This window comes from Bradyrhizobium sp. USDA 4541, from assembly GCF_024171085.1.
GTDB lineage: Bacteria > Pseudomonadota > Alphaproteobacteria > Rhizobiales > Xanthobacteraceae > Bradyrhizobium > Bradyrhizobium australafricanum.
Genome location: NZ_JALJZF010000001.1, coordinates 2,777,635 through 2,792,660, shown reverse-complemented (window position 1 = coordinate 2,792,660; position 15,026 = coordinate 2,777,635). Strand labels below are relative to the sequence as shown.

16 protein-coding genes are annotated in these 15,026 nt (G+C 64.9%); 5 read left to right on the top strand and 11 right to left on the bottom strand.

Annotated elements, in window-relative coordinates; all coding sequences use genetic code 11:
- Nucleotides 1-4 precede the first annotated feature (4 nt).
- The 6 genes from J2R80_RS13060 to J2R80_RS13035 form a co-directional block, all read right to left on the bottom strand.
- A complete protein-coding gene (locus J2R80_RS13060; RefSeq protein ID WP_253640961.1) occupies nucleotides 5-844 on the bottom strand; it encodes an ATP-binding cassette domain-containing protein in 840 nt (279 codons plus the stop codon).
- A gap of 8 nt (nucleotides 845-852) precedes the next feature.
- Complete coding sequence (locus J2R80_RS13055) at nucleotides 853-1,599, bottom strand: ABC transporter permease subunit (RefSeq protein ID WP_253638677.1); 747 nt, start codon at nucleotides 1,597-1,599, stop codon at nucleotides 853-855.
- A 158-nt stretch (nucleotides 1,600-1,757) separates the two neighbouring features.
- The gene (ssuD, locus tag J2R80_RS13050; RefSeq protein ID WP_253638676.1) at nucleotides 1,758-2,924 is read right to left on the bottom strand and encodes an FMNH2-dependent alkanesulfonate monooxygenase; all 1,167 of its coding nucleotides are present in this window, start codon (nucleotides 2,922-2,924) and stop codon (nucleotides 1,758-1,760) included.
- Complete coding sequence (locus tag J2R80_RS13045) at nucleotides 2,921-3,874, bottom strand: sulfonate ABC transporter substrate-binding protein (protein ID WP_057017319.1); 954 nt, start codon at nucleotides 3,872-3,874, stop codon at nucleotides 2,921-2,923. Before J2R80_RS13045 ends, ssuD begins: the two co-directional genes overlap by 4 nt.
- A gap of 40 nt (nucleotides 3,875-3,914) precedes the next feature.
- Nucleotides 3,915-4,865 carry a sulfonate ABC transporter substrate-binding protein gene (locus tag J2R80_RS13040; RefSeq protein WP_253638675.1) on the bottom strand — a complete coding sequence of 317 codons (951 nt, stop codon included), beginning with the start codon at nucleotides 4,863-4,865 and terminating at the stop codon, nucleotides 3,915-3,917.
- A 216-nt stretch (nucleotides 4,866-5,081) separates the two neighbouring features.
- Nucleotides 5,082-6,287 (bottom strand): LLM class flavin-dependent oxidoreductase, encoded by a 1,206-nt coding sequence (locus J2R80_RS13035; RefSeq protein WP_253638674.1) that lies wholly within the window; start codon nucleotides 6,285-6,287, stop codon nucleotides 5,082-5,084.
- Nucleotides 6,288-6,505: 218 nt separating this feature from the next.
- Between J2R80_RS13035 and J2R80_RS13030 the strand changes: the two genes are divergently transcribed.
- The 5 genes from J2R80_RS13030 to J2R80_RS13010 all read left to right on the top strand — a co-directional run bounded on the left by J2R80_RS13030 (nucleotide 6,506) and on the right by J2R80_RS13010 (nucleotide 10,029).
- Complete coding sequence (locus J2R80_RS13030) at nucleotides 6,506-7,615, top strand: ATP-dependent RecD-like DNA helicase (protein ID WP_253638673.1); 1,110 nt, start codon at nucleotides 6,506-6,508, stop codon at nucleotides 7,613-7,615.
- A gap of 385 nt (nucleotides 7,616-8,000) precedes the next feature.
- Nucleotides 8,001-8,717: a peptide-methionine (S)-S-oxide reductase MsrA gene (gene msrA / locus J2R80_RS13025; protein ID WP_168857551.1), complete on the top strand. Its 717-nt coding sequence runs from the start codon at nucleotides 8,001-8,003 to the stop codon at nucleotides 8,715-8,717.
- Between the two features lie 21 nt (nucleotides 8,718-8,738).
- Nucleotides 8,739-9,152, top strand: coding sequence for a peptide-methionine (R)-S-oxide reductase MsrB (msrB, locus tag J2R80_RS13020; RefSeq protein ID WP_253638672.1), 414 nt, complete (start codon nucleotides 8,739-8,741; stop codon nucleotides 9,150-9,152).
- Between the two features lie 197 nt (nucleotides 9,153-9,349).
- Entirely contained in the window at nucleotides 9,350-9,514 is a 165-nt protein-coding gene (locus tag J2R80_RS13015) for a DUF3309 family protein (RefSeq protein WP_016844323.1), read from the top strand.
- 224 nt (nucleotides 9,515-9,738) lie between these two features.
- Nucleotides 9,739-10,029, top strand: coding sequence for a hypothetical protein (locus tag J2R80_RS13010; protein WP_016844322.1), 291 nt, complete (start codon nucleotides 9,739-9,741; stop codon nucleotides 10,027-10,029).
- 63 nt (nucleotides 10,030-10,092) lie between these two features.
- Here the strand turns inward: J2R80_RS13010 and J2R80_RS13005 are convergent, their stop codons facing one another.
- From J2R80_RS13005 to J2R80_RS12985, 5 genes are all read right to left on the bottom strand, one after another.
- On the bottom strand, nucleotides 10,093-10,587 hold the full coding sequence (locus J2R80_RS13005) for a DUF4112 domain-containing protein (protein ID WP_253638671.1): 495 nt from the start codon (nucleotides 10,585-10,587) through the stop codon (nucleotides 10,093-10,095).
- Between the two features lie 151 nt (nucleotides 10,588-10,738).
- Nucleotides 10,739-11,107, bottom strand: a complete 369-nt coding sequence (locus tag J2R80_RS13000) for a cyclic nucleotide-binding domain-containing protein (protein WP_253638670.1) — start codon at nucleotides 11,105-11,107, stop codon at nucleotides 10,739-10,741.
- 378 nt (nucleotides 11,108-11,485) lie between these two features.
- On the bottom strand, nucleotides 11,486-11,920 hold the full coding sequence (locus tag J2R80_RS12995; RefSeq protein WP_038382276.1) for a DUF5413 family protein: 435 nt from the start codon (nucleotides 11,918-11,920) through the stop codon (nucleotides 11,486-11,488).
- Nucleotides 11,921-12,115: 195 nt separating this feature from the next.
- Nucleotides 12,116-13,666 (bottom strand): hypothetical protein, encoded by a 1,551-nt coding sequence (locus J2R80_RS12990; RefSeq protein ID WP_253638669.1) that lies wholly within the window; start codon nucleotides 13,664-13,666, stop codon nucleotides 12,116-12,118.
- 35 nt (nucleotides 13,667-13,701) lie between these two features.
- A complete protein-coding gene (locus J2R80_RS12985) occupies nucleotides 13,702-14,994 on the bottom strand; it encodes an adenylosuccinate synthase (RefSeq protein WP_076829982.1) in 1,293 nt (430 codons plus the stop codon).
- Nucleotides 14,995-15,026: the final 32 nt, after the last annotated feature.

Genomic DNA, 15,026 nt, shown 5'->3' with positions numbered 1-15,026 from the left:
GACCTCACAGACTGTCTTCGCTGCCTTCGAGCAAATGCTTCAGGATCTCGCCCTCCAGCGCGGCGAGTTCGGCCGACCCGCGCCGGCGCGGCCGCGGCAGGTCGATCGCGACATCCTCGGCGATGCGGCCGTCCTCGATGACCAGCACGCGGTCGGCGAGCGCGACCGCCTCGGCGACGTCGTGCGTCACCAGGATCGCGGTAAAGCCCTGATCGCGCCAAACCCGTTCCAGCAATTGCTGCATCGAGATCCGGGTCAGCGCGTCGAGTGCGCCGAGCGGTTCGTCGAATGCCAGCACGCGGGGCTGGCTGACCAGCGCCCGCGCCAGGGCGACGCGCTGCTTCTGCCCGCCCGAGAGCACCGACGGCCACTGCGTGCGCTTGTCGCCGAGTCCGACCTCGACCAGCGCGCGCTCGGCGCGCGCCTGTGCGTCGGCGGAGGTACGCTCGCGCCCCAGCCCGACCTCGACATTGGACAGCACGCGCGCCCAGGGCAGCAGCCGCGGTTCCTGGAACATGACGCGGACATCCTGCGCTCGCGGCTGTTCGCCGAAGGCGATGGTTCCCGCCGTCGGCGCGTCGAGGCCGGCGATCAGACGCAGCAGCGTGCTCTTGCCGCAGCCGCTGCGGCCGACGATCGCGACGAACTGGCCGGCCGGGATGTGCAGGTCAATGCCGCGCAGCACCTCATTGTCGCCGAACGCCTTGCGCAGGCCGCGGATGGTCAGCGACAGGCCGCGGGCCGCGCCTTCCGGCACGCGCCGCAACTGCCGCGCCTTCGCGACGAATTCGGTGCGGTCGACCGGCTCGGCTTCAGCGGTTTCGAAACGAAGCGCTTCTTGCATTCTCATTCTCACTTCTTCTGGAAGGCGGGATGCCACGACAGGGTCAGCCGCTCCAGCGCCCGCGAGGCGCTGTCGGCGAGCTTGCCGAGCAAGGCGTAGATCAGGATCGAGAGCACGACGACGTCGATCAACATGAACTCGCGCGCCTGCATCGCCATGTAGCCGAGGCCCGACGAGGCCGCGATGGTCTCGGCGACGATCAACGTCAGCCACATGATGCCGAGCGCGAAGCGCAGCCCGACGAAGATCGAGGGCAGCGCGCCCGGGAAGATCACCCGGCGGAACAGCTCACCGTCGGTCATACCGTAGATGCGGCCCATCTCGATCAGCTGCGGATCGACGGTGCGGATGCCGTGCAGCGTGTTGAGATAGATCGGGAAGAACACGCCGAGCGCAACCAGGAACAGCTTTGCCGACTCGTCGATGCCGAACCACAGGATGACGAGCGGGATCAGCGCCAAATGCGGAATGTTGCGCACCATCTGCAAGGTGGTGTCGGTGAGTTTTGCCGACAGCTGCGACAGCCCGTTGGCGAGGCCGAACGCAAAGCCGATGCCGCAGCCGATCAAGAAGCCGATCGAGGCGCGCCAGAAGCTGACCCAGATGTTGCGAACCAGTTCGCCGGACAGCAGCAGCTTCCATCCCGCCACCGCGACGTCAGTCGGCGCCGGCAACACCCGCGAGGGCACGTAGCCGGTGACGCAGGCAAGCTGCCACACCAGCACGATCGCCAGCGGCACGATCCAGGGGATCAAGCCGTCGACCTTCGGGAGTTTCGGCGCGCTGGAGCTGTTTCCGTTCCGATGGGATCGGAACGGAGCTCCAGATTTTTGTTTTGACGCGTTTTCTTCACGCGAACCGGCATCCACTTCGCTCGAAAACGCTTTGCGGCGCGGGAGACTGTCGATGAGACTCATGATTGCGATGCCTGCTTCTGCGGACGGTAGTCGTTGCCGATAGTCTCGCCGAACGGCCCGGTGTTGACGCGGATCGGCGTCACGTTGCCGCCCTGCGCCAGCGACAGCAGTGGGAACACCAATTCGGCGAAGCGATAGGCTTCCTCGAGATGCGGGTAGCCCGACATGATGAAGGTATCGACGCCGATCTCCTGATACTCCTTGATCCGCGCGGCGACGGTCTCGGGATCGCCGACCAGCGCGGTGCCGGCCCCGCCGCGCACCAGGCCGACCCCGGCCCACAGGTTCGGGCTGATCTCGAGCTTGTCGCGGCGGCCGCCATGCAGCTGCGCCATGCGTTGCTGGCCGACCGAATCCATCCGCGCAAAGATCTTTTGCGCGGCGGCCACCGTGTCGTCGGTGACGTACTGGATCAGCTCGTCGGCGGCCTTCCAGGCTTCCGCATTGGTCTCGCGCACGATCACATGCAGGCGGATGCCGAACGAGAGCTTGCGGCCGCGCTGCGCCGCCACTGCCTTCACCTTGGCGATCTTCTCGGCGACCTGCGCCGGCGGCTCGCCCCAGGTCAGATATTTGTCAACGGTGTCGACCGCGACGTCGATGCCGGCATCCGAGGAGCCGCCGAAATACAGCGGCGGCCGCGGCGACTGCACCGGATTGAACAGCAGGCGGCCGTCTTCGATCCTTATGTGCTTGCCTTCGACATTGACGGTCTTGCCCGCCAGGAGATCGCTGTAGACGTTGAGGAACTCGCGGGTCACCGCGTAGCGCTCGTCATGATCGAGGAAAATGCCGTCGCCCTTGTTCTCGATCGGATCGCCGCCGGTGACGACGTTGATCAGAAGGCGGCCGTTCGACAGCCGGTCCAGCGTCGCGGTCATCCGTGCGGCGACGCTCGGCGACTGCAGGCCGGGCCTCACCGCCACGAGATAGCGCAGGCGTTCGGTCCAGGGCGCGACGGCCGAGGCCACCACCCAGGAATCCTCGCAGCTCCGCCCGGTCGGCAGCAGCACGCCGTAATAGCCGAGCTGATCCGCGGCCTGCGCGATCTGGCGCAGATAATTGAAGTTCACCTCGCGGCCGCCGATCGACGTGCCGAGATAGCGGCTGTCGCCGTGGGTCGGCAGGAACCAGAGGATGTTGGCGTTGGTTGGGTTGCTCATGTGCCCGGTCTCCATGCGACGTCGGAAATCTTGATTTGTTTCGGGATCAGGCCGAGCGCGAAGAACGTGTCGGCGACCTGCTGCTGATCCGCGACCACTGCATCGGTGACCGGCTTGATGCCGTAGGCCTGCCGCTTCAACGCGACCTCGACCACCGGCACCGACAGGCCGATGCTCGGCGCCAGCTGCTCGGCAACGGCGTGGATATCGCCCTTGGCCCAGTCATCGACCTCGCTCAGCTGCGCCAGCACGAGCTCGACGATCTTCGGATCGGCCTGCAGGAATTTCTTCGAGGCGAAGTAGAACTGATAGTTCGCAACGATGCCGGTGCCGTCGGCGACGGTGCGGGCGCCGGTCGCAGCCTCCGCCGCGGCCTGGAACGGATCCCAGATCACCCAGGCATCGACGGCGCCGCGCTCGAACGCCGCGCGCGCATCGGCCGGCGCCAGGAACACCGGCTCGATCTCGGAATATTTGACGCCGGCCTTCTCCAGCGCCTTCACCAGCAGATAGTGGACGTTGGAGCCCTTGTTCAGCGCGACCTTCTTGCCCTTCAGGTCAGCGACCGACTTGATCGCGCTGTCCTTCGGCACCAGGATCGCCTCGCCCTTCGGCGCCGGCGGCTCATAGGCGACATACTGGATCGGCGCGCCGGCGGCCTGCGCGAAGATCGGCGGCGCCTCGCCGGTGTTGCCGAAATCGATCGCGCCGACATTGAGCGCCTCGAGCAGCGGCGGCCCGGACGGAAACTCGGTCCACACCACCTTGGTGCCGACCGCCTTCAGCTTTTCCTCGAGCGAGCCCTTGCTCTTGAGCAGCACCAGCTTGCCGTATTTCTGGTAACCGATGCGGACCACCTTCTCCTGGCCGTAGGAGGCGCTGACGGTTGCGGCGACGATGCTGAGCGACAGCACCGCGCGAGCGACCCAGCGTCGAAATAAACGCGTCATGGGACTATCCTCTGCATTGAAATGACCAAACGCGCGCCGATCAGGTCTGGGGATTGCGCCAGACGATGTCGCGGATCGCGATCTGCTTCGGGATCAGGCCGAGCTTGAAGAAGCGGTCGGCGACGCCCTGCTGGGTCGCGATGATGTCGTCGGTCACGGGTCCGACCGAGAAGCCCGCCCGCTTCGCCGCGATGGTCTGGATATCGAGCGGCACGCCGGTGACGGCGGCGAGCGATTTGGCGACCTCATCGGGATGCGCCTGCGCCCATGCCGCGCTCGACGTCGTGACATCGACGATCTGCTGCAGGACCGCGCCGCGATTGCGGGCGAAGTCGCGGTTGGCGATGTAGAACGAATTGGTCTTGGTGATGTCGCGCGTCTTGACCAGAATGCGGCCGTTCTGCTTGGTCTCGGCGATCGCGAAATACGGATCCCAGATCGCCCAGGCATCGATGCCGCCATTGGCGAAGGCCGGACCGGCGTCCGGCGGCGTCAGATAGACCGGCGTGATGTCGTCATAGGTGAGCCCGGCCTTCTCCAGCGTCTGGATCACGACATTATGCGCGCTCGATCCCTTGGTGAAGCCGACGCGCTTGCCCTTGAGATCGGCAATTGACGCGATCGCCGAATTCTGCGGCACCAGGATGCCGGAGCCATTGATGATGGGCTGAGCCGCGGCATAGACGATGGCCGCGCCCGCGGCCTGCGCGAAGATCGGCGGGGAATCGCCGACCGCGCCGTAATCGACGCTGCCGACATTCATCGCTTCCATCATCGGCGGGCCCGAGGAGAACTCGACCCATTTCACGCTGATGCCCTGCGGCTTGAAATGATTTTCCAAGGCCTCGCGCTGGCGCGTGATAACGAGCACGCCGTTCTTCTGGTAGCCGATACGAATTTCCTTCGCGTCCGCCTGCGCCTTCGCACCGCGTGACAGCGCGGCGGCGGCGGCTGTGACGAGCGACAGCTGGAGGAACTCACGACGCTTCATTCCAAACTCTCCTGACGATCAAGCGCGCTATCGCGCTGCACGATCATGCGATGTCAGGATGATGGGGCGCGCGAATGAAGCTGTCGAGCACCGCACAAAAATAGCGATGCCCGCACTTCGGTGTAGGCATCGCGCGTGCCGTTTCTTTTAAAGCTCCGAGCGCGTGTAGCGAATTATTTTCTTCACGCGATCGCGAGGCGGCTGCGCATTAATTGATCAGCCCGCAGCTGCTGCCTTCGAGCCGACATTGACAGCGAGTTTACCATAGCGGTCCGTGAACGCCTGGGTGTCGATCTCCTCGAGCTTAATCGAGCCGTCGAGCACGCCCTTCTTCCAGGCATCGTGCTCGGGATCGTGCTGGAACTCCGGCATCACTTCTTTCGCGAACAGCTCGAGCGACTCGCAGATGTGCTCATGGGTGTTCTTGCCGGCCTGGTTGAGCAGGATCACCTGATCGATATGCGAGGCGCGGAAGCGCCGCAGCTTCTTGCGCAAGGTCTCCGGCGAGCCGATCAGGCCGCCGCGCAGCGCGGCCTCCTGCGCCTCCGGATTGTCGCGCTTCCACTTGTTATACTCGTCCCACATGTTGACGGTGCCGGGCGCCGGCCGCTGCCGGTTCTGTGCCTGGCCGTAATAGCGCAGCGCGAACTGGAAGAAGGTCGCGCCGTCAGCGCGCCGGCGCGCCTCCTCGTCGGTCTTCGCGCACATGAAGAACGAGACCAGCGCCATGTTCGGATTGATCTCGTAGTCGGCCAGCTTCTTCAGCCGCTTGGTAATCGCGTTGTAATAGGCGTGCACCCAGGCATGCGCCGCCTCGGCACTGACGAACTGAAAGCCGAGCGCGCCAAATCCGTTCTGCCCGGCGCGTTCGATGGTCGGCAATTGCGAGCATGCCATCCATAGCGGCGGATGCGGCTTCTGCACCGGCTTCGGCACGACATTGCGCAGCGGGATATCGAAATATTGTCCGTGATGCTCGGTGCCGACCTTGCTGAACATCGGAAAGATCGCCTGCACGGCTTCCTCGAACACCTCGCGCTTGGTCTCCATGTCGCGGCCGAACGGCGTCAGCTCGGTGATCGAGGCGCTCTCGCCCATGCCGAACTCACAGCGGCCGTTGCTCAAGAGATCGAGCACCGCGACCCGCTCGGCGACGCGGGCCGGATGATTGGTGGTGAGCTGGAAGATGCCGTGGCCGAGCCGGATGTTTTTGGTGCGCTGGCTCGCGGCGGCAAGAAAGGATTCCGGCGCCGGCGAGTGCGAATATTCCTCGAGGAAGTGGTGCTCCACGACCCAGGCGTAGTCGTAAGCGAGCCGGTCGGCGGTTTCCAATTGCGTCAGCGCGTTCTGGTAGAGCCTGAGCTCGTCGCCGTCGTTCCAGGGGCGCGGCAGTTGCAGCTCGTAAAAGATGCCGAATTTCATGGAGTCACTCCCAAGGTCGCTTCTTCGACCAATTGTCGTGGTCTCGACCGCTTGTTGTTTTGGGGCAGTCTAGTGGCGCTCCGGATCAAGTCTAGCCTCGGGGGCGAAACCCCAATTCCGCGCAGCGGGAGACGGCTTGATCGGAACGCATGAATGTTTAGCTTGTGCTGGCCTGAGTCGCGGCGCTATCGGTCGCGCGCTCACTCTTCCGAAAGCCCATGACCACCTTCACGCCGCATCAGGACACTGCGCTGAAAGCCGTCGCCGACTGGCTGAAGGCCAAGCCCGGCCAGAATGGCACGCCGCCGGTGTTCCGCCTGTTCGGCTATGCCGGAACCGGCAAGACCACGCTCGCCCGCCACATCGCCGAAGGCGTCGACGGCGAGGTGAAGTTCGCGGCCTTCACCGGCAAGGCGGCGCTCGTGATGCGCAACAAGGGCTGCGACAGCGCCTCCACGATCCATTCCCTGATCTACCGCGCCCGCGAGTCCGGCGTCGAGCAGCCGAGCTTCGAGCTCTGGGACGACGCGCCGGCATCAAAGGCGAAGCTGATCGTGATCGACGAGTGCTCGATGGTCGATGCCGAGCTCGGCCGCGATTTGATGTCGTTCGACTGCCCGCTGCTGGTGCTCGGCGATCCCGCGCAATTGCCGCCGATCCAGGGCGGCGGCTTCTTCACCGATGCCGAGCCCGACGCGATGCTGACCGAGGTGCACCGCCAGGCGCAGGACGATCCGATCGTGCGGATGTCGATGGATATCCGCGAGGGCCGCGAGCTCGAGATCGGCCGCCATGGCGAGAGCGAGGTGGTGTCGCGCAAGGAGCTCGATCCGGACCGCGTGATGAGCGCCGACCAGGTGCTGGTCGGCCGCAACAACACCCGCCGCGCCTACAACAAGCGGGTGCGGCAGCGGCAGAACATCGAGGATCCGCTGCCGGTCGCCGGCGACAAGCTGGTCTGCCTGCGCAACAACCGCAAGAAGGGCCTGTTCAACGGCGGCCTGTGGCGGGTCAAGGCGCGCGCGCAGTCCAAATCCAGGATCATCACCATGCGCGTGATGCCGGACGAGGATTTCGGCTACAAGGTCACCAAGGTCTCGGTGCGCGGCGAGTGCTTCGACGGCGGCGTCGAAGGCGTGCCGTGGGAGCAGCGCAAGCCCTATGACGAGTTCGACTACGGCTACGTGCTGACCGTGCACAAGTCGCAGGGCTCGCAATGGGACGACGTCGTGCTGTTCGACGAGAGCTTTGCCTTCCAGGACTCGCGCGCGCGGTGGCTCTACACGGGGATCACGCGGGCGGCGAAGCGGCTGAGCGTGGTGGTGTGACGTGCCGCGCACTTGTAGACCCGTCATCCTGAGAGACCGTGAATGTATGACTCTCGATGACGCAACATACCCGATGTCGTCCCGGCCTAGTGCGCAATTGCGCACGGGAGCCGGGACCCATAACCACCGAAGGTCATTGTTGCACGACGCTGGGGCCACAGCCTTCTAACAATTCAATCCTGTGGTTATGGTCCCGGCTTTCGCCGGGACGACGGGAGGAGAGATTGCGCTATATCCCCAGCATTTCCCTCACGAAACCGTGTGGCCGGCGCCGTAACAAAACGCCTCCTCGCCCGTATTTTGAAGCGTCGGAGCCACCCGGCCTGATTGGCCAATGCCGGCTCCCGCTCTAGACTGGCCCCACTTGCGATCCCACGAGGAACCCATGCCCAAAAGCTCCCTCAGCCGCCTCTCGCTGTGCGCCGCCGCGATCGGCGCGCTGGCCGTCACAGCTTTTGCCGTTGCGCCCTCGCTTGCCGCCGAGGACGCCGTGATCATCCCGGCGCCTGCCGCAAGCGCGCCGGAATCCGGCATCAAGACCGCGGTGCTGGCCGGCGGCTGTTTCTGGGGTGTGCAGGGCGTGTTCCAGCACACCGTCGGCATCGTCAGCGCGGTCTCCGGCTACTCCGGCGGCAGCAAGGCGAACGCCGATTACGAGAAGGTCTCGACCGGCACCACCGGCCACGCCGAGTCCGTCGAAATCAAGTACGACCCGCAGAAGATCTCCTACGGCAAGATCCTGCAGATCTTCTTCTCCGTCGTGCACGACCCGACCCAGCTGAATCGGCAGGGCCCGGATTCCGGCACGCAGTATCGCTCAGCGATCTTCACCACCAGCGACGAGCAGAAGAAGGTGGCGGACGCCTATATCGCCCAGCTCAACGCGGCCAAGGTCTACAAGAAGCCGATCGTCACCAAGGTCGGCGCGCTGGAGGCGTTCTATCCGGCGGAGGGCTACCACCAGGACTATCTGACGCTGCACCCGAACCAGCCCTATATTGCGTATAACGACATCCCGAAGGTCGAGAACCTGAAGAAGATCTTCGCGGAGAACTACGTCGAGAAGCCGACGCTGGTGGGCAGCACCAAGGTCACCAACTGAGCATCTCGCAAAGGAGGTTGAATGTCCGATACCAAGACCGACTGCAAGGTCCGCAAGAGCGAGGCCGAGTGGCGCAAGGAATTGACGCCGATGCAGTACGCCGTGCTGCGCGAGAAAGCGACCGAGCGGCCCTTCACCGGCGAATACGAGCATGATCCCCGCAAGGGCACCTATGTCTGTGCCGGCTGCGGGCAGACGCTGTTCGAATCCGACCAGAAGTTCGATTCCGGCTGCGGCTGGCCGAGCTTCTCCAAGCCCGCGGTCGAGAGCCATGTCGACGAGGAGCGCGACATGAGCCACGGCATGATCCGCACCGAGGTGCTGTGCTCGAAATGCGACGGCCATCTCGGCCACGTCTTCAACGATGGCCCCGGCCCGACCGGCCTGCGCTACTGCATCAACTCGGCGGCGCTGAAGCTCGACGAGAAGAAGTGACGGCGCCCACCACGCCGCGCCCCACGCGACCAACAGGCCGGTCGCGTGGGGCTTTGTTTTGGCTTCGGCGACCTACAACATCCTCGTGATCGGCAAACGGCCTTAACGACTCGCAGGCCGGAATGTGCTTTGCTCGGTATTCGCGGGGGCCGTAGGCGTCTCGCCGTGCGGCTGCCGCCTGTTCTGAGGAGGGCGCCATGTCGCTTGGACTGATCCTCATCATCCTTTTGCTGATTATCCTGCTGGGCGGCTATAGCGGCCGAATTCGCGGCTATGGCTATGGCCTCGGCCACTCCGGAATGGGCCTTTTCGGGGTGATTTTGATCGTGGTCGCGATCCTGGCCTGGCTCGACAAGATTTGAGAGCCATAAGTCATTGAAACAAAATGACTTATCTGGCCGGTGCCGGTGCTATGCGCGGATTCAGCATGTGCCCTGTCAGGGGCTCTTCTGGGGTCGCATTTTTGTCAAAGAGGCCTATATTAGGGGTCGAAATGACATGTACGGCGCGCCGCCGATAATAGGCCGCCGTCCCCCAAAATCCCTTTCGCAACGCCAACTGAAAAGAACACAAGAGGTCGTCGACCATGCGTCCCCTGCGTCCGTTCAACTATAACACATCCGCCGAACTGTTCCCCGCCGCGATCCGCAAGAAGAAGCGGGCGGGTTTCGCCTACCGCCGTTTCGGCACCGCTGCCGAGGCCGTGCAGTTCGCGATGGAGCAGCTGCCGGCGGACTCGCTGAACGGCGCCTATCTCCAGGTCGAGGAAGCCCGTTTCGACCAGAACGGCATCCGCTCGCTCTATGAGAGCGAGGCTTTTCCGCTGCCGCGTCGTCCGCGCCCGGCCGCCAGCCAGACCGACGCTGACGCCGCATAAGCTTTCTGCTCTTCGCTCAACGAAAAGCCCTCGGATCGATCCGGGGGCTTTTGTTTTTGAGGGTCACAATCTCGGCTGCTTGTCGAGCCAGCGCCGCAGCATCCGCACATTGCGGATATTGGCGCGGAACATGACGTCGAAGGCATCGCCCGCCACCGGCACCATGCCGATCACGCCGTCGACGGCGACGTTGGCGAGCATCCGCGCAGTGATGTGCCAGGGCGCGCCCAGCAACCGGGCCTCGCGCACCAGCCATAGCGAGATCGCGGTGGTGATGATATCGCCGACCACCGGGATCAGGCCGATCAGCCCGTCGATGCCGTAGCGCACATTGGTGCCCGGCACGATGAAGGCGACGTCGAGCAACTTTGCGATCGTCTCCAGCCGCTGCAGCCGCTGCTCGCGAGTCAGATTGCCGAACGGGTTGGCGGTGGAGTTGCGGAAGTCGAACTGGAAGCCTTCCTGAAAGGCTCCCTGAAAACCTTGGAACTGCGGATGCAGCGGGCCATCGGCGAGTTCGCGCCCATCCTGGTCGATGACCTTGCCGCGCGCCGCCAAAGGGCGGCCGCGATCGCGCGGCGTGGGGCGTAAAGATGTCGTCCTCGGTCATGGCCATCACATGGTAACGCAGGCAGGCGGTTCAAGTTGCGTCACATTACCACTGTGTCACCTTCAAGGCCTGTTACCTCGACGCTCTGCCGTGCTCGCTTCAGTAGACGCCCTTGTTAATCGTTCTGAGCCGCTGCGCCAGCGTCCTCATCACCTTCAGGGCAAAATGCGGCGTCTGGCTCACGAGGAAGAGAAACTGCTTTTCCAAGACCGGGACGAGTTCGACATCCGTGAGCGCCGTAGCGGTCGCACTCCTTGGCCCATTGTCGATCAACGCCATCTCGCCAAAGATCGTGTCAGGCGCGAGGTCCGCCATGGTCTTGTTGCCGACCTGAATGCGCACATAGCCGCTCTTGATCACGAAGAGCTCGTTGGCCTGCTCCCCCTCGCGAAAAATAATGCCGCCGGCTCGGACCAGGCGCGTTTCGATACTGTTGCCCGTCAGAAGGCTGAAGCTTGCATCTGCCACTCGAAATTCCTTTCCCCGAATCCGAAACGCAGATCCCGTACGTCCCGGTCGTCTGCAGCGACGGCTGAAATAAATGCGCGAACACAGAATAGAGCACGCCCGGGATCGGCATCGCCACTGCCCCGGGCGGCCGCGGGTCACGAGGACGAACGCGGACATGACATTGGGACTACGTTTGCATGACGATGATATGACAGTTGTGTGAAGGTAGCCGGACCTCCGGCGTCTCGCGCGCTGATACGATTACTGCAAGGGGCGATCTATTCCGCGCCGGGCGTTGAGCGCGGCCCTTGTCCGATCGCGACGTGCTCATTTCGCGGTTGGGTCAGAAGTCGCCGAACGCGACTTCTGCTTTTCCCTTGGTACTGAGCACCTGCCCTAATGCTGCGAAGCCGGCTGCGCCGGCGCGTGCAGTTCTTCGGCATATTTGTGCGCCAGCCAGGACGTGATCACGCCCGGGATGAAGCCGACCATTCCGTACAGGATGAACTGCACCGCGCCGCTTTCGGAGCCGTGCGAGGCGTAGGTCAACGCCGCGCCGACGAACGCCACCGCACCAACGAGCAGCATCCGCACCACCGGCGCGATCCGCTTCACATGCATCAGGATGTCGTCGATCGCACCGAACATCAGCGACGGCACGATACCGAACAGATAATTGTATTGCAGCGACTTCACGAACACGACGAGCAGCTTGGTCACCTCGCCGCCACTGGTCTCGGTCCAGTAGCCGGACTGATAGGTGGTCATGAGCAGCAGCAGGAAGCCGCCGATGAACGGCCCGATGGCTGCGAAGATCAGATAGCGTTTCATGGCGTGCCCTTGCCCGACGTCAACCAAGTGTAACGCGGTCGCGCGACGGTTCTAGGGAAAAATCGAAAGTCGCGGCGATGTTCCGGAGCTCTGCACGTCGATGCGCTGCAACAGCCGCTGATCTTGCTGCGATACGGAATCGCCCGGACGAAGCCGGGCGACGACATTGCTGGCGACCGGGGCGAGCTAAGGCCGCTACTCACCCCACGCGGCGAAGGCCTCGTTGAAGGCTCGCTCGCCGGGGGCGCCCTTTTCGATCGCGATGATGGCGCGGCGCTGGTTGGTGTAGACCAGCGGCACGTCGAACCACGAGCGCTCCTTCAAGAGCTGCAGGTTGCGCGAGCGGTCGGCGTCGACATTGGAAAGGCCGACCAGGAAGAAGCCGTCGGTGACCTTGACCGCGAGCCCGGCCAGCGGCGTGCCGCGCGCCTGCTCGTTCGACTTCATCAGGATGCCCGGCACGTTGCCGACGCCGCCATTGGCGAAGTCCTGCGGCAGGATGAAGGTCAATTCCGCGGTATGGCTCGCCGGCAGCGATGAATCGGTGTTGCGGCGGAACGACATCGTCATCTTGAACTTGCGATCGGGAATGTCGATGTCGGCGCGCACGGCGATGTCGGGCTTCTGGTTGCCCGATCCCTTGACCTGCTCGGTGCGCCAGACCACCGAACCGACATACTGCTTGCCCTTCGGATCCGACGGATCCTCGTCATACAGCACCACGCGCTGCGCCACCGGGGCGACCGTCTCGCCCGACGACGAGGGCTGGCCGACGCGGTCGGTGATCTTCTTGCTCGCAGGCGTCGACGCGGCATCCTTCGGCGCCTCGACCGGGGCCGAGGATTTGAGCAGGCTGCTGACGAGGGTCATGGCCTGCTGCCGGAACAGGATGCCGGTGCCGACCAGGATCAGCAGGATGCCGATCACGATCGCGGTCTTGAACGGGAACATCGAGCCGACGCGCGGCGGCTTCTTCGGCTCGCGCTCGCCGTTGCCGGCCCGCGACCGCTGCGGCGGCGGACCTTGCGGCGGCTGCGGGGTGTAGCGCTCGGCCTCCTCGATCGACTCGTCGTAGGAATACGGCGCCTCGGGATCGCCGCCGCGATTCTCAAGGCTCGGCTCGAGCCGATCGAATTCCGGCGAGGGCGACGGCACGTTGGCGTAGGTCTTGCGCGCGTTGCGGCTGGCTTGCGCCGCGGCACGGCCGAGATCGTCAGCATCGGCGGTGATGTCGCGGAAGCCGCGCACGCCCGGCGCGGCCGGCGGCACCGGCGGCGGCGCGCCTTCCGGACCGCGGCGGGGCGGGCCCGGCCGGGCCGGCGGCGCCTGGGTCTCGGGCGGGACCGGCGGGTTTTGCGGCCGCGGCGGGGCCGACGGCGGCGCGTCGGGGCGCAGATTGCGCGGCGGACGGGGTTCAGCCGGGGGCCGCGGGCGCGCGGCAGTGTCGGCGGGACCGGGCTCGGGCGGCCGGGCATTGGCGCGGCTGCCGCGGACAGCGGCAGCGCCACCGGGACGCGAGGCCTCGCGGGCGCGCTGCGCGGCCTCGGACTCGACCTTGCGAACCGCCTCTTCCAGCGACAGCCGTTCGCGGGTGATCTCGGACTCGGAGAGCGGCGGCTGCACGCCGCGGAGCTGCTGGATCAACGCCGTTCGCGCCCGCGCATACAGCGCACGGCGGGCTTCGCCGGGGGCGTTGGGGTCCAATCCGGCGATGGCGCGGGCGATCAGCGGGTAGTAGTCAGCCATTTCCACACAATTGGAGGGATATAGGTAATATCCCGTTAAGCCTCGAACGGATTCTGTACCAGAATAGTATCTTCACGTTCCGGGCTGGTGGACAGCAGGGCGATCGGACACCCCACCAGTTCCTCAACCCGGCGAACGTACTTGATGGCCTGGGCCGGCAGGTCCGCCCAGGACCGCGCATTGGCCGTCGGCTGTTTCCAGCCCTCGATGATCTCATAGATCGGCTCGACCCGGGCCTGCGCGCCCTCACCCGCCGGCAGATGGTCGATCTCCTTGCCGTCGAGCTTGTAGCCGATGCAGACCTTGATGCTGTCGAACCCGTCGAGAATATCGAGCTTGGTCAGCGCCAGCCCGGCAATTCCGCAGGTGCGGACAGTCTGTCGCACCAGCATGGCATCGAACCAGCCGACCCGGCGCTTGCGCCCGGTATTGACGCCGAATTCCTTGCCGCGACGGCCGATTTCCTCGCCGATCTCGTCGTTCAGCTCGGTCGGGAACGGACCCTGGCCGACCCGCGTGGTGTAGGCCTTGCAGATGCCCAGCACATAGCCGACCGCGCCCGGGCCGAGGCCGGTGCCGGTCGCGGCCTGCGCCGCCACCGTGTTGGACGACGTCACATAGGGATAGGTGCCGTGGTCGACATCGAGCAGCGCGCCCTGGGCGCCCTCGAACAGGATGCGCTTGCCCTCGCGGCGCTTGAGGTCCAGCAGCCGCCACACCGTCTCGGCATAGGGCAGCAGCTTCGGCGCCATCGCCGACAGCTCGCTCAGGATGCTCTTGCCGTCGATCTCCGCGAGGTTGAGCCCGCGGCGCAGCGCATTGTGATGCGCCAACAGGCGTTCGATCTTGTGCGGCAGGGTGTCGAGGTCGGCGAGGTCCATCAGACGGATGGCGCGGCGGCCGACCTTGTCCTCATAGGCCGGGCCGATGCCGCGGCGGGTGGTGCCGATCGAGGTGATGGCGTTGGACGATTCGCGCAAGGCGTCGAGCTCGCGATGCAGCGGCAGGATCAGCGTGACGTTCTCGGCGATCCGCAGATTGTCCGGTCCGACCGCCACGCCCTGCCCCTTCAGCTTGGCGACCTCGTCGAGGAAGGCCTGCGGATCGAACACCACGCCATTGCCGATCACCGCGAGCTTGTTCGCCCGCAGCACGCCGGAGGGCAGCAGCGCCAGCTTGTAGGTCTCGCCATTGATCACGAGCGTATGGCCGGCATTGTGGCCGCCCTGGAAGCGCACGACGATGTCGGCCTGTTCCGACAGCCAGTCGACGATCTTGCCCTTCCCTTCGTCACCCCATTGGGCGCCGACGACGACAACATTGGCCATTGCGAAGATGTTCCCTTCAGGTGTTTCAGACC

Bases quoted from the DNA above. Each gene is read 5' to 3' on its own strand.
- J2R80_RS13060 (WP_253640961.1), bottom strand. From the start codon at position 844: ATGCAAGAAGCGCTTCGTTTCGAAACCGCTGAAGCCGAGCCGGTCGAC.
- ssuD (WP_253638676.1), bottom strand. From the start codon at position 2,924: ATGAGCAACCCAACCAACGCCAACATCCTCTGGTTCCTGCCGACCCAC.
- J2R80_RS13045 (WP_057017319.1), bottom strand. From the start codon at position 3,874: ATGACGCGTTTATTTCGACGCTGGGTCGCTCGCGCGGTGCTGTCGCTC.
- J2R80_RS13040 (WP_253638675.1), bottom strand. From the start codon at position 4,865: ATGAAGCGTCGTGAGTTCCTCCAGCTGTCGCTCGTCACAGCCGCCGCC.
- J2R80_RS13035 (WP_253638674.1), bottom strand. From the start codon at position 6,287: ATGAAATTCGGCATCTTTTACGAGCTGCAACTGCCGCGCCCCTGGAAC.
- J2R80_RS13030 (WP_253638673.1), top strand. From the start codon at position 6,506: ATGACCACCTTCACGCCGCATCAGGACACTGCGCTGAAAGCCGTCGCC.
- msrA (WP_168857551.1), top strand. From the start codon at position 8,001: ATGCCCAAAAGCTCCCTCAGCCGCCTCTCGCTGTGCGCCGCCGCGATC.
- msrB (WP_253638672.1), top strand. From the start codon at position 8,739: ATGTCCGATACCAAGACCGACTGCAAGGTCCGCAAGAGCGAGGCCGAG.
- J2R80_RS13015 (WP_016844323.1), top strand. From the start codon at position 9,350: ATGTCGCTTGGACTGATCCTCATCATCCTTTTGCTGATTATCCTGCTG.
- J2R80_RS13010 (WP_016844322.1), top strand. From the start codon at position 9,739: ATGCGTCCCCTGCGTCCGTTCAACTATAACACATCCGCCGAACTGTTC.
- J2R80_RS12995 (WP_038382276.1), bottom strand. From the start codon at position 11,920: ATGAAACGCTATCTGATCTTCGCAGCCATCGGGCCGTTCATCGGCGGC.
- J2R80_RS12990 (WP_253638669.1), bottom strand. From the start codon at position 13,666: ATGGCTGACTACTACCCGCTGATCGCCCGCGCCATCGCCGGATTGGAC.
- J2R80_RS12985 (WP_076829982.1), bottom strand. From the start codon at position 14,994: ATGGCCAATGTTGTCGTCGTCGGCGCCCAATGGGGTGACGAAGGGAAG.